This is a genomic window from Bremerella volcania, from assembly GCF_007748115.1.
In the GTDB taxonomy this organism is placed as follows: domain Bacteria; phylum Planctomycetota; class Planctomycetia; order Pirellulales; family Pirellulaceae; genus Bremerella; species Bremerella volcania.
The window spans coordinates 1766647-1783207 of sequence record NZ_CP036289.1; the positions used below are offsets into that span (position 1 = coordinate 1766647).

15 protein-coding genes are annotated in these 16561 nt (G+C 56.9%); 9 read left to right on the forward strand and 6 right to left on the reverse strand.

Annotated features, from left to right (window positions below; all coding sequences use genetic code 11):
• Nucleotides 1–59: 59 nt before the first annotated feature.
• From Pan97_RS07195 to Pan97_RS07205, 3 genes are all read right to left on the reverse strand, one after another.
• Complete coding sequence (locus Pan97_RS07195) at nt 60–803, reverse strand: MATE family efflux transporter (protein WP_144971435.1); 744 nt, start codon at nt 801–803, stop codon at nt 60–62.
• The gene (locus Pan97_RS07200; RefSeq protein WP_144971436.1) at nt 800–1486 is read right to left on the reverse strand and encodes a hypothetical protein; all 687 of its coding nucleotides are present in this window, start codon (nt 1484–1486) and stop codon (nt 800–802) included. The genes Pan97_RS07195 and Pan97_RS07200 overlap by 4 nt, the downstream gene beginning before the upstream one ends.
• A gap of 67 nt (nt 1487–1553) precedes the next feature.
• Nucleotides 1554–2426, reverse strand: coding sequence for an alpha/beta hydrolase (locus Pan97_RS07205; protein ID WP_144971437.1), 873 nt, complete (start codon nt 2424–2426; stop codon nt 1554–1556).
• A gap of 215 nt (nt 2427–2641) precedes the next feature.
• On the opposite strand from Pan97_RS07205, the gene Pan97_RS07210 reads away from it, so the two are divergent.
• From Pan97_RS07210 to Pan97_RS07245, 8 genes are all read left to right on the forward strand, one after another.
• Nucleotides 2642–4081 carry a magnesium chelatase gene (locus tag Pan97_RS07210; protein WP_144971438.1) on the forward strand — a complete coding sequence of 480 codons (1440 nt, stop codon included), beginning with the start codon at nt 2642–2644 and terminating at the stop codon, nt 4079–4081.
• Between the two features lie 483 nt (nt 4082–4564).
• Nucleotides 4565–6268, forward strand: a complete 1704-nt coding sequence (locus Pan97_RS07215; protein WP_144971439.1) for a VWA domain-containing protein — start codon at nt 4565–4567, stop codon at nt 6266–6268.
• A 373-nt stretch (nt 6269–6641) separates the two neighbouring features.
• Nucleotides 6642–6842 carry a YjfB family protein gene (locus tag Pan97_RS07220; RefSeq protein ID WP_165698648.1) on the forward strand — a complete coding sequence of 67 codons (201 nt, stop codon included), beginning with the start codon at nt 6642–6644 and terminating at the stop codon, nt 6840–6842.
• A gap of 372 nt (nt 6843–7214) precedes the next feature.
• A complete protein-coding gene (locus Pan97_RS07225; RefSeq protein ID WP_144971441.1) occupies nt 7215–7808 on the forward strand; it encodes a hypothetical protein in 594 nt (197 codons plus the stop codon).
• A 41-nt stretch (nt 7809–7849) separates the two neighbouring features.
• The gene (locus tag Pan97_RS07230; RefSeq protein ID WP_144971442.1) at nt 7850–8485 is read left to right on the forward strand and encodes an HAD-IA family hydrolase; all 636 of its coding nucleotides are present in this window, start codon (nt 7850–7852) and stop codon (nt 8483–8485) included.
• Between the two features lie 319 nt (nt 8486–8804).
• A complete protein-coding gene (locus tag Pan97_RS07235) occupies nt 8805–9251 on the forward strand; it encodes a hypothetical protein (RefSeq protein WP_144971443.1) in 447 nt (148 codons plus the stop codon).
• 237 nt (nt 9252–9488) lie between these two features.
• Nucleotides 9489–10409: a DUF1559 domain-containing protein gene (locus Pan97_RS07240; protein WP_261342370.1), complete on the forward strand. Its 921-nt coding sequence runs from the start codon at nt 9489–9491 to the stop codon at nt 10407–10409.
• A 203-nt stretch (nt 10410–10612) separates the two neighbouring features.
• The gene (locus Pan97_RS07245) at nt 10613–13054 is read left to right on the forward strand and encodes a carboxylesterase family protein (RefSeq protein ID WP_196782309.1); all 2442 of its coding nucleotides are present in this window, start codon (nt 10613–10615) and stop codon (nt 13052–13054) included.
• On the opposite strand, the gene Pan97_RS07250 is transcribed toward Pan97_RS07245, so the two are convergent.
• The 3 genes from Pan97_RS07250 to ilvD all read right to left on the reverse strand — a co-directional run bounded on the left by Pan97_RS07250 (nt 13055) and on the right by ilvD (nt 15686).
• A complete protein-coding gene (locus Pan97_RS07250) occupies nt 13055–13657 on the reverse strand; it encodes a hypothetical protein (RefSeq protein ID WP_144971444.1) in 603 nt (200 codons plus the stop codon).
• 4 nt (nt 13658–13661) lie between these two features.
• Complete coding sequence (locus Pan97_RS07255) at nt 13662–13913, reverse strand: hypothetical protein (protein WP_144971445.1); 252 nt, start codon at nt 13911–13913, stop codon at nt 13662–13664.
• A 93-nt stretch (nt 13914–14006) separates the two neighbouring features.
• Entirely contained in the window at nt 14007–15686 is a 1680-nt protein-coding gene (gene ilvD, locus Pan97_RS07260) for a dihydroxy-acid dehydratase (protein WP_144971446.1), read from the reverse strand.
• Nucleotides 15687–15921: 235 nt separating this feature from the next.
• Here ilvD and Pan97_RS07265 point away from each other — a divergent pair, with 235 nt between their 5' ends.
• Nucleotides 15922–16557, forward strand: coding sequence for a 3-keto-disaccharide hydrolase (locus Pan97_RS07265; RefSeq protein WP_144971447.1), 636 nt, complete (start codon nt 15922–15924; stop codon nt 16555–16557).
• Nucleotides 16558–16561 lie beyond the last annotated feature (4 nt).

The following is a 16561-nucleotide window of genomic DNA, read 5'->3' on the forward strand; positions in this document are numbered from 1 at the left end:
AAATTGGAAAGAAGCCTCGGTCGGTTAGCCGGGGCTTTTTTCGTTGGATGTCAAGGTATTCACGGATCGAACAGCGTCAACTTCTTGAGCGGTGTTTCTTCACTCGGGGCGTCAGGATTCGAATGGTGCCTTAGCAAATAGCTCCGCAACTCCGGCGAGACCAACGCAGGGATAGTGAGTTTACGCGCCCACTTCCCCTTTCTGCTTACCGTCATTTGAATGCCGTTTTGTTTCGTCTGGTGGGGCTGGACTTCGACCAGTTCCCATGGCGTGAGTTTCATGGGCGTTAGTGCGACGCCGTGCTCGAAGAACTCGACGACCCCGAGGTGCCGCTTCCAGAAAATATGCAACAGAAACGGAACGGACATCGCAGCCAAAAGGAAGTTCAGATACATCGCTTCAATGGGGAATTTCTTGAAACTCCCACTCGTGTTTCCGACCGCTATCAGCAAGATGTATAAGGAAAGGAACAGCATACCAGCGATGACAAAAATACTGATCAACTTTTGAGTTATCGGTGAACCGGTAAAGCTTTGTCCTAGGCGAGCTCCAGAGCCTTGCAGGGCCTTGCGTCTTCGATACATACCGAAAAAATAAGCTGCCGTGACCACCGTCAATTGTGTCCCTAGAAGCATCAACGCAGTGGTTGCCTGATCGGACTTCAATGCACGCAGTGCCGGGGCAAATAGCGCTGAGAGCACCGCCAGGGCAGTCATCACTCCAATCAGATGAATCAACTGGAACTGCCGCGGCTTCTCGTCCAGCACTTCCAACTCCGGTTCGCCGAGTGGGTCGCTGCTCATGAAGTTTCCTCTCCATGATGCTTCAGCAGGTACTGCTTCAACTCATCCGAGACGAAGATCGTCATCATTGTCGCCCCTCCGTGCTTGATCGCCGATTGAACGTGCAGGTTTACGCCGTGCTCGTACAGTTTGCTAGGACGCACGACGATTCGTTCCCACGGGGTGAATTGATGCGTCGCGTCCGCAATTCCATTCTCGAAGAACTCGATGGCCCCAAAGTCACGATCCCATCGCAACTGCATCATGGCGTTGCTGGCAAAGACACCTAGTTGAAACTGGCTGACGAGCAACATCCAGGGGAAGTGGTCGTAAGACATCCATATCGCCATGATCGTGAAACAAACCTGGCCGATTGCGACGAAGAGTAAGCCGCACACGGTCGCCAGTCTGCCGAAGGCTCGCGATTTGGCCATGCCGAAGTTGCTTTGACCCACGCGACGACCGGCGGCGGCCAGAAGTTTCTGGCGTCGTGACGAGGTATAAACGTACGAACCAGCGACGATTGCCGCTTCAATCAAAAGAATGAGCAGAACATAGATCGCCTGACGGCCTGACATGGCGCGAAAGAGCGGGGCCAGCAGCGCAAACGCCAACGCCAGCACGGTCATCAGTCCCATCAAATGAATCAGTCCGAACTGCTGCGGGCGTTCGTCGAGGAGTTCGAGTTCAGGTTCGCTGGCCATGGAAGTCTATCGGAGAGGTGGCATCGATCAATGCGCATAGACTAACCTACCGCGTGGCCGAAGACCATCAATTCGACGGCGATTCCTGCTGCGGCTTCGCGGCATGCTTCTTCAAGAACGCGAACACGGCCTTGGTTGGTTCGTCCCCGTCGGTTCCCAGGTCCTTGTTGATGCTCCCATGATCCTTCCCCTTCGCCGCGAACGTTTCCGCCTCGCCGCCGGCGTCCTTTACGGCCTTGGCGAACGCATTGCTCATCAGCGTGGCGTCCGGACGGGCAGCGACGTGCAGCAGTAGGAAGGGCGGATACTTGGTGCCCTGTTTGATGTACGTGATCGGCGAGTACTTCTTCTGGCTCTCGGCCGTGTCGCCGAATGCGTTGGTGTACAGTTCCGTGCGCGAGCTTTGGGCGCGATCGAGGAACTTGATCAGCTTCGCGGCGTCGTAGGTGGCAGTGTCGACAGGAAAGCAGCCGGCGATGTTATCGAAGCTGAGGCCCTGCGACTTCAAGTACGACTCGTCGGAACAGACCAATGCCGAAAGGTGCGCTCCGGCCGAGTGCCCGCCGACGAAGATCGTTTCCGGCCGGCCGCCATACTCGGCGATGTTCGTGTGAACCCACTTGATGGCGGTCGCCACGTCGGTGGCCAGGTCGTTCATTTCATGCTGTGGGACGAAGCGGTAGTTGATCGAGACGAAGACGTATCCTTGGTCGGTGAACGCTTTGGGCTTATTCTGCACCAACAGCTTGTCCCCTATTCGCCAGCCGCCCCCATGCATCCAGACGATGACCGGTAGGTCCTTGGCACCTTTTGGGGCATAGATATCGAGCACTTGACGGCGGCTGTCGGTGCCGGCGTACGGCAGGTTACGCGTTACTTGCGTATCGGCGGACCAGGCCGTCGAGGCCAACAGCAGCAAAACCAGAACGGATTTCCCCATGACTTCGTTTCCCCAACAGTTGGCGTGGTGGTTATGTCGACACTTGGCCCTTTTTCGGGGCCAGGGTAGATGAAATCGCCCAGCGTTTGCGGTTATGCTCAAGACCTATCGGAGGATCTGACTCCCCAGAAGCGGCAAAGCTTGGCGTTTAGGCTTACTGCGCTATAATTCCGGGAGTTTCCAGAAAAACGGCAATCCACGGGGAAATTTAGATAGTGACAAGCTCGAACGACGCGACCGACGTCCCTTCACGCCCGGTAAATCTGAAAGAACTGAAGGAGAGCGGTTGGCAGTCGCGCTCCGTGAAACAAGAGATTCAAGAAAACTTCATTCGCATGCTGGCCGCCGAGGAGGAAACGTTCCCCGGCATGGTGGGTTACGAGGATACCGTCCTGCCGGAAATCCACCTCGCCCTGATTGCCGGACACGACATGTTGTTCATGGGAGAGAAAGGGCAGGGCAAAAGCCGCATGATGCGGATGATGGTTCGCTTTCTGGACGAGGCGGTGCCGTATCTGAACATCCCTGGCTGCCCGGTCCATGAAGACCCCTACCATCCGATCACTTCGGTGGCAAAAAACTTCGTGGCCAGTCATGGCGACGAAGAGATCCCCATTGCCTGGTGGCCGCGCGAAGAGCGCTATGCCGAACGCTTGGCACCCGGCACCAAGTTTGCCGACGTGATCGGCGAGATCGACCCGGCCAAGCTGGCCGGCGGCGTGAGCATGAGCACCGAGGAAGCGTTGCACTTCGGTCTCATCCCGCGAATGCACCGGGGGATCTTCGCGATGAACGAACTGCCGGAGCTGGACGAACTGGTGCAGGTCGGTTTGTTCAACATGCTCGAAGAGCGGGACGTACAGATCCGCGGTTACCCGGTGAACTTCGACATCGACCTGGTGCTGCTCTTCTCGGCCAACCCTTCCACGTTCAATCGTAGCGGCAAGGTCATCCCGCAGCTGAAGGACCGGATTGGTTCGGTCATTCATACGCACTACCCGCGGCAACGCGATCTGGGGATTCAGATCATCGAACAGGAAGCGGGCGTTCGTCTGGATGGCGACTACCCGGTGGTGATGCCGTACTTCATGAAGGAAGTACTCGAGCAGGTTACCGAAGCGGCTCGGCGAAGCAAGTTCGTCGATCAGCAGTCAGGCGTCAGTGCCCGGTTCAGTATCGCCAACTACAGCACGGTGATCGCCTCGGCCCGGCATCGTGGGATTTTGCTCAACGAGAAGCCAGCGGTCGTCCGCCTGAGCGATTTCGGGCACATCTACACGTCGAGCCTGGGCAAGCTGGAACTCGACATGATGGGAAGCCATCAGATGTCGGAGCGGCAGGTGCTCGACGCGCTCATCGCGGAAGCGGTCGGGACGGTGTTTCAGGAATACATCCAAGAGCACGGGCTTGAGCAGATCGCCGAGATCTTCCAGAAGGGGATCAAGATCGAAGTGGGGGATCTGCTGCCGTCGGAACATTACAGCGAACGCCTCAAACGGGTACCGCCGGTGTGGGATCGGGCGTTTGAAGTGAACGCATCCGAAAACCCCGCCATGCGGGCCTCATGCGTCGAGTTCGTATTGGCAGGTCTGTACGCGCTCGATCGCATCAGCCGCGCCCAGCACCACGGGAAGATAACGTACGAGTTTGAATAGGTTGGTATGAGCGACGTGGAATGAATGGAGGGCGTTGGAATCAGTGGAGAGCGTTGGAATCAGTGGAGAGCGTTGGAATCAGTGGAGAGGGCGATCCAACCCTCTTGTCCCCTCTCCCTCGCAGGGAGAGGGCTAGGGTGAGGGTTTTTTAGAGCGAGAATAGCACCGCATCGCCGGCTGAATCAGGGCGGCCCAGAGAGATTCCTCTCTGGGTGGCCACAGGTCACAAGCGGCTTATGCATTAAGCATGAACAGAATAGAAACTTTCCATCTTGCACAAACTCCTTTCACGAGCCGCTTGTCGGCTACGCCGACCCAGAGATAACTCTCCGGGCCACCCGTTCAATTGTTAGTGATGTGGAACCCAGGTTGGCCACGCACTTCATACCAAGACCATGCCCCCTCACCCTGACCCTCTCCCCCGACTCGCGGTGGAGAGGGGACAGGATTTGTTTCGACCGCTCTTTCAGGGCTTGAGAACTAATGGCAAAGCGACAACATAAACCCGGCGGGATTATTCATACCTACCAGAAGTACGACCCGGCGAAGTTCCCCAGCCCCAAAGCTCCGCCGCCGGATCTCGTTTCGCCGGCGATGGAGCATTGGTTGATGTATGGCGACCGGATGGAACTGACTCCGGAGCAACTGGCCAATGCGGTGAAGATCGATCCGAGCCAGATTGCCGGTCTCGGGCCGAGTATCGACGCACTGATCAAGATGCTTGAGGAACGCAAGCGGAAGATCCTGCAGACGTACGAGACTGATGCCGCGCAAAAGGCCGCCAAGAAGGCGTATCGCGGGCAAGGGGAGTCGATGGAGCCACCCAAGCGGCAGCGCGAACGGTTTCAGTTAGGCTTCGAGCAGGAACAGTTGTACGACCTGGAACGTGTCTGGTACGGCCTGGACGACGAGCGTTCGCCGTTTGCCCGGGACCTGGTGATGTTGATCGAGCATCTCAGCCGGAAGTACGAAGTCGATCAACTGGTGGCCAAGTATACGTTCACCGGCCGCCAAAAGATGACCGTCGACGAGGCGATTGAGGTCAAGGAAGAGCTGGAGAAGATCGACGAACTGCTCGAACAGCTGAAACAGGCCCGCGAGAACGCCCAGATCGGCATCATCGACATGGAGCAGCTTTCCGAATATGCCGATCCCGGCGAGATGGAGCAGCTGATGCAGCTGCAGCGTCAGGTCGAACAGTACCTCCGCGAGCAAGCCGAACAGCAGGGGCTGACCAACCAGTCAGGGCACGTGCATCTGACCCCGCAAGCGTACAAGATCTTTCAAGGGAAGCTGCTCGAACGGATCTTCAGCAACCTCCAGGCGTCGCGCTCGGGGCGGCATCAAGGACCGATCGAGGGGGAAGGGGCGGTCGAACTGCAATCGACCAAGGACTACGAGTTCGGCGATTCCCTCACGAACATGGACATCCCCCAAACGCTGATCAACGCGATGCTGCGGCAAGGGGACGAGCGTCCGCTGCGAATGCGAAGCGAAGACATCGTCATTCACAGGACGAAGAACAATCCGAAGTGTGCGACCTGCGTAATCATGGATATGAGCGGGAGCATGCGGTACGACGCCCAGTACGCGAACGTCAAACGGATGGCCTTAGCGATGCAGGGGCTCATCCGCAGCGAATTCCCCGGCGACTTTCTACAGATGATCGAGATGTATTCGTTCGCCAAGCCGGTTGCCCCAGGCGAAGTAATCGGCCTGCTGCCCAAGCCGGTCACCATTCATGACCCCGTCGTTCGCTTGCGGGCCGATATGAGCAAGCCGGAAGTCAGCGAATATCGGATTCCGCCCCACTTCACCAACATTCAGCACGCCCTGCAGCAAGCGCGGTTGTTCCTCAGCAGCCAGGATACGCCCAATCGGCAGATCATTTTGATCACCGATGGTCTGCCGACGGCCCACTTCGAAGGGCATGAGCTGTTTCTGCTCTACCCGCCCGACCAACGGACCGAAGCGGCCACGATGCGCGAAGGAAAGCTGTGCCAGCAGCAGGGGATCACGATCAACATGTTCCTGGTGCCCAGCTGGTCGCAAAGCGAAGAAGACATCCGCTTCGCCTACCGCCTGGCCGAATCGACCAAGGGACGTGTCTTCTTCACCGCCGGAAAAGACCTGGACCGGTACGTGGTGTGGGACTACATCCACCGCAAACGGGAAGTCTTGGGGTAAAAGGGACCAACCACGGATTGCACGGATGAACACGGATTAGTGACGTAGGATGGCTACCGACGTCTTCGGCGGATAGCCATCTTCGACCAACTCAAGTGACTCTCCCAACGGAAAGATGGCTATCGGCTGAGAAGCCGTAGCCATCCTACCAATGCTCATTTTTGAATCTTATCTGTGTCCTTCCGTGGTTCGCTTCTCCCTCAAATGCTTGCGGTTTTCCTCATCTAACCGGAAAAAAGGGCACAACTTCCCCCTGGGCATGTTTTGACCAAGTCTTGGGCCCACTTCTGCCGATGAAAGAGACACTGCATGGTCGTTTTCATTACAGAAAGGGGCTTGCCGGATGACTCGGAACACCCCAAGGGAGCAGAAAATGGCAAGTGTCGATGGGATCGCAGCGCAAGCGACCGCGATTCAACAGTCTCAGGTGCAAAACCAGATCGATATCGCCGTGGCGAAGAAGTCTTTGGATGCTCAAAAGCTGCAGGGGGATGCTGCCGTTCAGCTGATTGAGTCCGCCGCGCGTATCAGCAAGTCGCCAGGCACCGGCAACTTGATCAACACGACCGGCTAAGCACTGCTTAAAGAACAAAACACATCACGCCGCATCACTTTTAAGTGATCGCGGCGTGTTTTATTTCTTGCTCACCGAACATGAAAGTTTGATCTTCGCGTTAGCCTTGCGCACAAGTCAGTTGCCTTCGCGTTTGGAAGAGCTATGGTTCGAAGTGCATGCCGCGCGCGGTTGTTGTTGGATGCAACACGACAGGCAGCATGACAAAATCATGCGACAAACAACGCGTAAGTTATTGCGTTTTTAAAACGTCGTCGTTAGTCTAAAGAAGAGTGACATGCTTGCACGTCACCCAAGTCGCTACGGTAAACCTTGCAAAACAAAAGTCACTTGCAAGTTTGCTTCCAAGCGAACCCGTTCTGAAGGCTTTGAATGATCGATTACTACCAGGCATTTCTCGAAGCACCAAGCCGAGAAGGTTTCCTGAAACTTCAAGAGGAAGTGAAATCGGAAACCGACTTTTGTTCGGCGGGAAGCTTCGTAAACCAACTGGCCGATTTGTGCCAGCGCGGCTGCTACGAACAAATGTTCGAGCAGACCGAAATGATGCCGTTTGCCTGGGTCGCGTCTCCATCGGCCCATCTTTACGCATCGATTGCCGCCCAGCAGATGGGCTGCGAGGACGACGCCGAGTTGGAACGCTTCGTCACCGAGTCGATCCTGCAGGGGCTGTTGGAAACCGGGAACGGCTCGGCCGATGCCCCTTACCAGATCACCTACCTGTCCGATCGCCAGGATTTACTGGCCTACTTCAGCTTGAATGTGGAACAGCAACGCTTGGTTCGGTCGCCTTCCGGCATGATGGACGTGGTCACGACCACGACCGGTGACGACCTCTGCTTCCTGTTGGGTGACCTGGCTGCTTCCTCGCAGTTGGCAGACCGCCCCAATCTTCGTCTGAATGTCGCCCATCCGCGACTTGCCTCGAAACGCCTGGCCGCTTGCTCGCCTCGCCGCATTTGGTAGCCTCTCGCTTGCGCATCTTTTGAGGAAATGCTCTTCCGGCCATGTCCGACCCGTGCGTGATATTTGATTTGGATGGCACGCTGGTCGATAGCGAGACTCTCGGCTCGCAGGCTCTCTTGGATATGCTGCCGGAACTCGACGAACCCCTGGCCGTCATTTCCGAACGATACCGCGGCCAGCGCATGGCCAACATCATGGCTGACGTCCAGCAGCGGCTCGGCCGGCAGTTGCCGGATAGCTTCGAGAACGACTACCGCGCTTACGCCGCGTCAAGGATCGAAGCCGAGCTTCAGCCGATGCCTGGCGTGGTGGCCATGCTCGAAAAGCTGCACCTGGCGCGATGCGTCGCCTCGAGTGCGCCGAAGCCGAAGATCGAACTCGCGCTCCGCGTGTGCGGGCTCGCCCCTTTCTTTGGCAGCGATGTTTTCAGCTGCTACGAGATTGGAGCCTGGAAGCCTGACCCGGCGATCTTCCTGCGCGCCGCCGAGTCGATGAGGGTGACGGCCCAGCGGTGTATCGTGGTTGAAGACAGTGACGTGGGAGTCTCGGCCGCCGTCGCCGCGGGGATGCGCGTCTTGCGATACGATCCGGCCGGCAGCTATGCCTCTTCGGCAAGCGTCCGCTGCTTTGGTCACATGGACGAGTTGTTGCCGCTGTTGATCCACTTCACTTCGTAGCTGCCGCGAACAATCTTTGTTCACCTTCCCACCTTCTTAGCCGCCTGCTGATAGAACGCATACTTGATCAACGGCGATGTGTCCGCAGTAAGCTTAAGCTTTATGGGACGATTCCCTCGAATCCTTGAAATGGCGATGCCACGTCCATAGATCGCTCTGTTCCCATTCCCAAGGAAATAATTTTTAGGTCTTGATATTTCGTGACATCAGGATAGCATGAATCTCATCGTTTGAGCGTCGTCGGTTGGTCGATGGTTTAAGCGACAGGCGGTAAGACAATCTCGGTTACCTTTTCTCCTGTTTCAAATCGAGTATCCGCATGCCTGTGTCGAAGGACTGGACCAAGCGAATTGATTCCGTCGTGCTCATGCTGTGCGTGAGCACGAGTACGTTGTTTTTAGCCGGCTGTGGGGCGTCAGCCGATCCGCTGAATCGTCAGGCGGTCCGTGGTGAAGTCACCCTGGACAGTCAGCCGCTGGATAACGGTTCGATCTCTTTCGACCCGCAAGATCGGGAAAAAGGTCGGCCAGGCGGGGCGACCATTCTCGATGGAAAGTTTGCCTTGGAACGGCAGCGCGGCTTGCCGCCGGGGACGTATACCGTTCGTGTGAACAGCGCGGATGCCCAGACCGAGGCCGTCGGAGAGCCAGGCGAGTCGCGCCGGTTAGCCAAAGAACGCATTCCTTCCCAGTGGAACAGCAAGAGCGAACAAACCATTACCGTCGTCGACGGAGAGGAGAATACGTTTCAATTCGCCATCCCCTAACAGCCTGTTGATTTCCTCGGATCGGCTACGTTATAGAGCCAGGACCGATTGCGGCGTTGTGAATTCCTCGACATATCTAGTGGATATGCCTGCGAATTCACGCCTTGCACTCGGTCCTGTCTCAACGACTCGCTATCGAAGCAGAAAATCAACAGACTGCTAAACGGCGACTTCGCACCCATACCTCATCTGCTCCCCCCAAGCTATTGATTCCTTTTCCTATTATGGAGCTACATCGTGGTCCGTCGTATGCGCGCTTCGCGAGGATTCACCCTCGTCGAACTTCTGGTTGTGATTGCCATCATTGGCGTGTTGATTGCCCTGCTTCTGCCGGCCGTGCAGCAGGCCCGGGAAGCTGCCCTGAGAATGCAGTGCTCCAACAACTTGAAACAGCTGGGCCTGGCAATCCACAACTATCACGACACGTTTCTTACCTTTCCCGGCGGCAACTACGGGTGTTGCTGGGGAACCTGGCAGGTCTCGATTCTGCCATTCATCGAACAGGAAAACCTTTACAACAATTACAACATCACTGACAAGTACTACGACGACACGGCTCGCTACAGCGGCAATCAGAACACGGACGTGACGGTGGTCCGGCTCAATGCGCTCACGTGCCCGAGCGACTCCCCCAACGAACCCTTCGGGACGATCACCTCGCACAACTATGGAGCAAACTACGGAAACACAGGCTACGCGCAAGGGACCATCAACGGCGTGGCGTTCAAGGGAGCACCGTTCAAGTACGTTGCGGACAATGTCGGCTCTGAGGGGTATTTCGGTTTCCGTGATATCACCGACGGGACGGCCAACACCGTGTTGTTTGCCGAAAAACTGCAAGGGGAAGGGGAAGACCTGCGGGCCTACTCCTGGTGGGGTGATGGGGGCTCGGTCTCTGGGTACCTGATGCCGAACTCGTCGGAGCCTGATCGCATCTACAGCGCCAGCTACTGCAATAACCTGCCGGAGAAGAACCTTCCCTGCGACGTCTCGACGACGAGTGCCCCGACGGTGTTCGCTGCCCGCAGCAGGCATCCCGGCGGCGTGCAAGTCGTCCTGTGCGACGGTTCAAGTCGCTTTGTCGCCGAAACGATCCAAGTCGATACCTTGCGAAACCTGATGGCATCGCGCGACGGCATGGTGCTGGGCGAGTTTTAGCCCTCACACCGAAGATCGACACGATTCAAAGAACCACCTGAGGCTGCTCTTCTCGACTCTCTTCTTAATCGAGGCTGTGGGGGCACATCCGGCATGAACCGGGTGTTGCCCCCAGTTTTTTTCCCAATGGAGGGAAAGGAGAGGTCGATCTGTAACGATTTTATTGCCCCTCTGGCAGGTTCCTCGATAATGGAAGAGGTGAGGTGCCGCGCGAACCTTCAGGCGGTGCGGCATTTGACCTAATCTATAGTTTGGAAACGATTTCGCGTCTTTCTCTCTTCCGTGATTGCATGAACCGACCAACAAGTTCTCTCATCGCATTGGGTATCATCTGGCTGAGCGTTCCGGCGGCGGCCTGGGGTACGATCGTGGAACTCAAAAACGGAATGCGGCTGGAGGGCTCGGTCGGCAAGATCGCCAGCATGAGTGACGACCCGCTCAAAACACCCACCGCCGGTGCGGTCGACAATCAGTTGATCGTCCTGGTCGACAACGATTTGAAACGCACGTTCGTCTCAACCTACCAGGTTCAAGACGTCCAAGAGGCGGCCCCCACGCCGGTCGAACGCATCAAGATCGATCAGCGCGTGGCGACCTCGGGGCGTAGCGTGCATGCGGTCGGGGAAGGAATCCGCGTGACTCCGTGGGATGAATACGGACGACGAATCTATTCGATGCAAACGGCCCGCGGCCCGGTCGACGTCATCCAAGGCATCACCGAGATCACGCCCCAGTGGACGCGCGTGGAAGGGCTGATGGCCGACAGCCCCTATGTGTGGGACATGCGAATTCGCACCAGCAGCATTCCACGCGACAAGCTCAGCGAGATCCTCATGCGGCGGATCGACGCCAAGGATTCCGCCCAGCGTCTGCAGATCGTGCGGCTTTACCTCCAGGCCGAACGCTACCGCGACGCGGCTGCGGAGTTGTCAGCGTTGATGAATGACTTCGAAGACTTGAAAAAGCAGTTCGGCAAGCAGTACGACGAACTGATTCAGCTGAGCGCCACCACGCTGATCGACGAGGTCGAACTCCGCAAGGAGACGGGGCAGCACAACTTGGCCTATGGCATGTTGAACAAGTTTCCCGGCGACAAAGTTGCCAGTTCGACGCTGCTGAAGGTGAAGTCGATGCTCACCGAGTACCAGACCGCCTACGAGCGCCGCGACAAGATGTTTACGCTGCTGAAAGAACATCTGGAAGCGTTTGCCGACCCTGCCCAGAAGCCGATCGTCGAAGCGGCGATCGCCGAGATGGAAGCCGAGTTGAACATCAACAATATGGATCGGCTGGGCCCCTACCTGCGACTTTCCGACGACCCATCGCTGAAGGTCGACGAAAAGCTGGCACTAGCCATCAGTGGTTGGATTCTCGGTCCAAACAGTTCTCAGGAAAATCTGGTGGTCGCGTTGAGCGTATTCCAGGCTCGTGATCTGGTCAGCGAATACGTCAGTAACCGAAACGACGTCGATCGAAGGGCCATTCTCGAAAAGCTGAAGGGGATGGAAGGTGGCACGCCGTTGTATGTCGCCAAGATCTTGCAGTTCATGAAACCGCCCCTGGGCAATGCCGAGCCGGAGACCGCTTCCGAGATCCCCGGCTATTACCTGATGCGTGTGCCTGGCGTGCCGGGGCGATCCGATTTCTTCTACTACGTTCAATTGCCGCAAGGGTACGATCCTTACCGCAAGTATCCCACGGTCGTGACTTTGCACGGGGCCGGTACCACCGCCGAACAGCAGATCGACTGGTGGGCTGGCTCGCATAGCGAGAAGGCCAAGATCCGTACCGGCCAGGCTGCCCGTAACGGGTATATCGTGATCGCCCCGATGTGGGCCGAAGAGCACCAGTTTGAATACAACTACTCTGCCTACGAGCATGCGGCGGTCTTGTTCAGCTTGCGGCACGCCCTGCGTCACTTCTCGATCGATACCGATAAGGTATTCCTCAGCGGGCATTCGATGGGGGGGGACGCGGCGTGGGATATCGGCCTGGCCCATCCCGATCTGTGGGCTGGCGTCATTCCGATCGTCGCCAAGGCGGATAAGTACGTGGCCCGGTACTGGGAGAATGCCCGGAACGTTCCGTTGTACTTCGTCGGCGGGGAACTCGACGGGAACAAACGCGAGGTCAATTCCCGCGACTTCGACCGCTACCTGACCAAAACGAATTTCGACACAACGATCGTCGAGTACCGCGGACGCGGGCACGAGCATTTCCAGGACGAGATTCAGGACATTTTTCGCTGGATGGACGTCCACAAACGGGTGTTCTTCCCGAAGGAGTTCGAGGTCGTTTCGATGCGGCCGTGGGACAACTTCTTCTATTGGCTGGAAGTGAACGACTTCCCCGAGCGCAGCCTGGTGCTGCCGGCCAACTATCCCGAGCCGAAGAAGTCGCCGGTCAAGATCACCGCGAAAGTGCTGGCTACCAACGGCGTGCTGGTCAACAGCGGCACCGGCAAGGCGAACATCTATCTGACGCCGGATATAGTGAACTTCGACGAGCGAATGACCGTGACCTACGACGGCAGGAACTACGGCAACGGCGTGACGCCTTCGACCGAGGTGATGCTGGAAGACGCACGCACCCGAGCCGACCGTTTGCACCCGTTCTGGGCGAAGGTGGATACGAACGATAGGTAGTTACTGGTTCGGATCTTCGTCGATTTTAACTTCTTCGAATAGCCTGCGGAGGAGATCAGCGACTTTGAGCTGAGACGCAATTTCGTTTAGATAGTGTTGCTCAAGCCGTTCACAATTGTTCCTGGCTAACATCGAGACATCGTTCCACTGTCGTTCGGAAACCTCGTTTCCTTCACGATACCAGAGCAACTTGGCGAGAATGATATCTTCCAGCGATGCGATTGGCACGCAGACCTGTTGCTCTTCGTCCAATTCGCCCGTTTTGGCACGGGCGAATGCGGAACGGTCAAACTCGCGATTCTGATTGACGAAAACATCCACTTTGAATCCCGTTTCAAGGTGAATCAAATTGAAGCAGGAGCGACCCGAAACGGCTTGTCTGATCGTGCCCTCGACAGCGTAGAATTCAGCCGAGACGAGAGAGAAAAAAGGCGTTACCTGCTGTTCTTTAATGTCGACAACTAAATCAACATCGATAGTGCTACGTGGAACCCCATGAAAAGAACTCGCAACGCTTCCTCCGATGAAGTACGGAATGTGTAACGAATCCAACGCCGCAGTTACTGAGCGGATCGTTACGATGAGGTCATTTGAAACGCTCAAGCGGTCACTTTGTTTTCAAATAGGACTCGACGGCCCGAGCTAAGTTCGGCCCATAATTCTGTTCGATAAACATCAGCACGACTTGCTGCTCCGTGAATTCCGGATGTTGGCGGCGGATGGCAGCTTTCGACATCGCAATGACCTGCCCGCTGAGAGAAATCGCCTTGGCGACGCGCTGCTGGCCGGTCATATTGCGGAAGAGGTTCAATTGAACCTCGAGAGCTTCGGGATGCGTATCGGCCGCGTAAGGCGTCATCGGCAACTCCAAATGAGCGTTGGCTGGATGGACGAATTCTACCGATAACGCCTAAAGTCAACAAGTTTTATACGCACCCGGTTGAACGTGATCTTACTCGTCAGTCACACAACCTTCCGAGGCGCTCTTCACGTTCTTGATGTACTTGTAGAGCGTGCCGCGTTTGACCTTGTATGGGGGAGCGGTCCAGGCGGCTTTGCGTTTGGCTAGTTCTTCCTCAGGGACTTCCAGATCGATCACGCGCTTGTCGGCATCGATGGTGATGACGTCGCCGTCCTGGGCTAAGGCGATCGGGCCGCCCACTTGGGCTTCGGGGGTGATGTGACCCACGATGAAGCCGTGCGAACCGCCAGAGAAGCGGCCGTCGGTGAGCAGAGCCACGTCGGCCCCCAGACCGGCACCCATGATGGCCGAGGTGGGGGTCAGCATTTCCGGCATGCCAGGCCCCCCCTTGGGACCTTCGTAGCGAATGACGACCACGTCTCCTTTGACGATCTTCTTGTCTTCCAAGGCATGCAGCATGTCTTCTTCGGAGTCGAACACCTTGGCCGGGCCTCTGAACTGAAGCCCTTCCTTGCCGGTGATCTTGGCGACCGCCCCTTCAGGAGCCAGGGTGCCAAAGAGCATCTGCAGGTGGCCGGTCTTCTTGATCGGGTTCGACAAGGTGTGGACGATATCCTGGCCTTCGGTCAGGTCGGCCGTTTCGGCGCAGTTTTCGGCAAGCGTCTTGCCGGTGACGGTCAAACAGTCACCGTTCAAAAGGCCTTCCTTCAAGAGGTACTTCATCACGCCGGGGGTCCCGCCGATCTTGTGCAGGTCTTCTTGCACGTACTTGCCGCTGGGCTTGAAGTCGGCCAGCATCGGCACGCGGTCGCTGACGGCTTGCCAGTCTTCCAGCCCCAGGTCGATGTCGACGCTGCGGGCCATGGCAATCAAGTGGAGCACGGCGTTGGTCGAACCCCCCAAGGCCATCACGATGACCATGGCGTTTTCAAACGCTTCACGCGTCATGATGTCGCGCGGCTTGATGTCTTTTTCCAGCAGGTTACGAATGGCGGCACCGGCTCGGTGGCACTCGTCGATCTTGCCGGGGTCTTCGGCCGGGATGCTGGCCGAGAAAGGAAGCGACATGCCTAATGCTTCGATTGCCGAAGCCATGGTGTTGGCCGTGTACATCCCGCCGCAAGCACCGGCACCTGGGCACGACTTGCGAACGATCTCTTTGCGTTCGTCTTCGGTGATCGTGCCAGCGAGGAATTGGCCGTAGCACTGAAACGCCGAAACGACGTCCAGCTTATCGCCGTTACGATGACCGGGCTTGATGGTCCCGCCGTAAACCATCAGGGCAGGGCGGTTCAGGCGACCCATCGCGATCAAACAGCCAGGCATGTTCTTATCGCAGCCGGGGATGGCAACCAACGCGTCGTACCACTGGCCCCCCATGATCGTTTCGATCGAGTCGGCGATCAGGTCGCGGGACTGCAACGAGAAGCTCATCCCTTCGGTACCCATCGAGATCCCATCGCTCACGCCGATGGTATTGAAACGCATGCCAACCAGGTCGGCGTCGACGACCCCTTTCTTGACCTCTTCACCCAGCTTGTTGAGGTGCATGTTGCAGGTATTGCCTTCGTACCAGACGCTGCAGATGCCGACTTGAGCCTTTTGCATGTCTTCGTCGGTCATCCCTGTTCCATACAACATGGCCTGGGATGCACCTTGGCTTTTCGGTTGAGTGATGCGCGAGCTGTACTTGTTCAGGGGCTGGGACACGCGAAAGTTCCTGCTTCATACTAGAGGGGCGAGAGTCATCAATAAGGAATCCGTTATTCTAGCCAGACAAGCGAAATGCTGCCAGGATCGCTAGGAATTGCGGAAAAACTGCCTTAACCATGCAAATACCGGCAATTCTGCTCTGACTTGAGGCGTGTCCTTGAGGTAAAATTAGTGGTTAGGCCAACCCCTTACAACTCATCCGTGCGACCCACCTCGGGAGCCCACCGCGAGTATGAAAATCAACTTTCTGCTTCTTGTCTGCCTGTTGACGTTGGGCAGTGCCTCGATCGTCGCTGCCGAGACTGACGAAGATTTACTGTTCAATCAAGATTCCTTCGCCGGTTGGGAGGGAAATCTCGACTGGTTCCGGATCGAGAACGGCGCCGTCGTGGCCGGACGTTTGGATCAAGATATCCCACGCAATGAGTTCCTCTGCACCGAGCAAGAGTTCGCCGACTTCGAGCTGACCCTCGAGGCGAAGCTGGTGGGGGACGGCAAGAATGCCGGCGTTCAGTTCCGCAGCAAGCGTATCCCGGACCACCATGAAGTGATCGGCTATCAGTGCGACATGGGCTGGCAGGGAGACAAGCCAATTTGGGGCGCTTTGTACGATGAGTCACGTCGTCGCAAGTTCCTGGCGGAAGGAGACCCGGAAAAGGTCAAGCAGGCGATCGCCGGCAAGGAATACGTCCCGCTGAAGATTCGAGCCCAGGGCAAGCACATTCAAATCTGGGTGGGGGACGTCAAAACGGTCGATTATCATGAGCAGGACGACAACATTCCCCAGTCCGGCATCATCGGTTTGCAGATTCATTCCGGGCCAAAGTGCGAAGCGTGGTATCGCAACATTCGTTTGAAGAAGTTATAAGCAG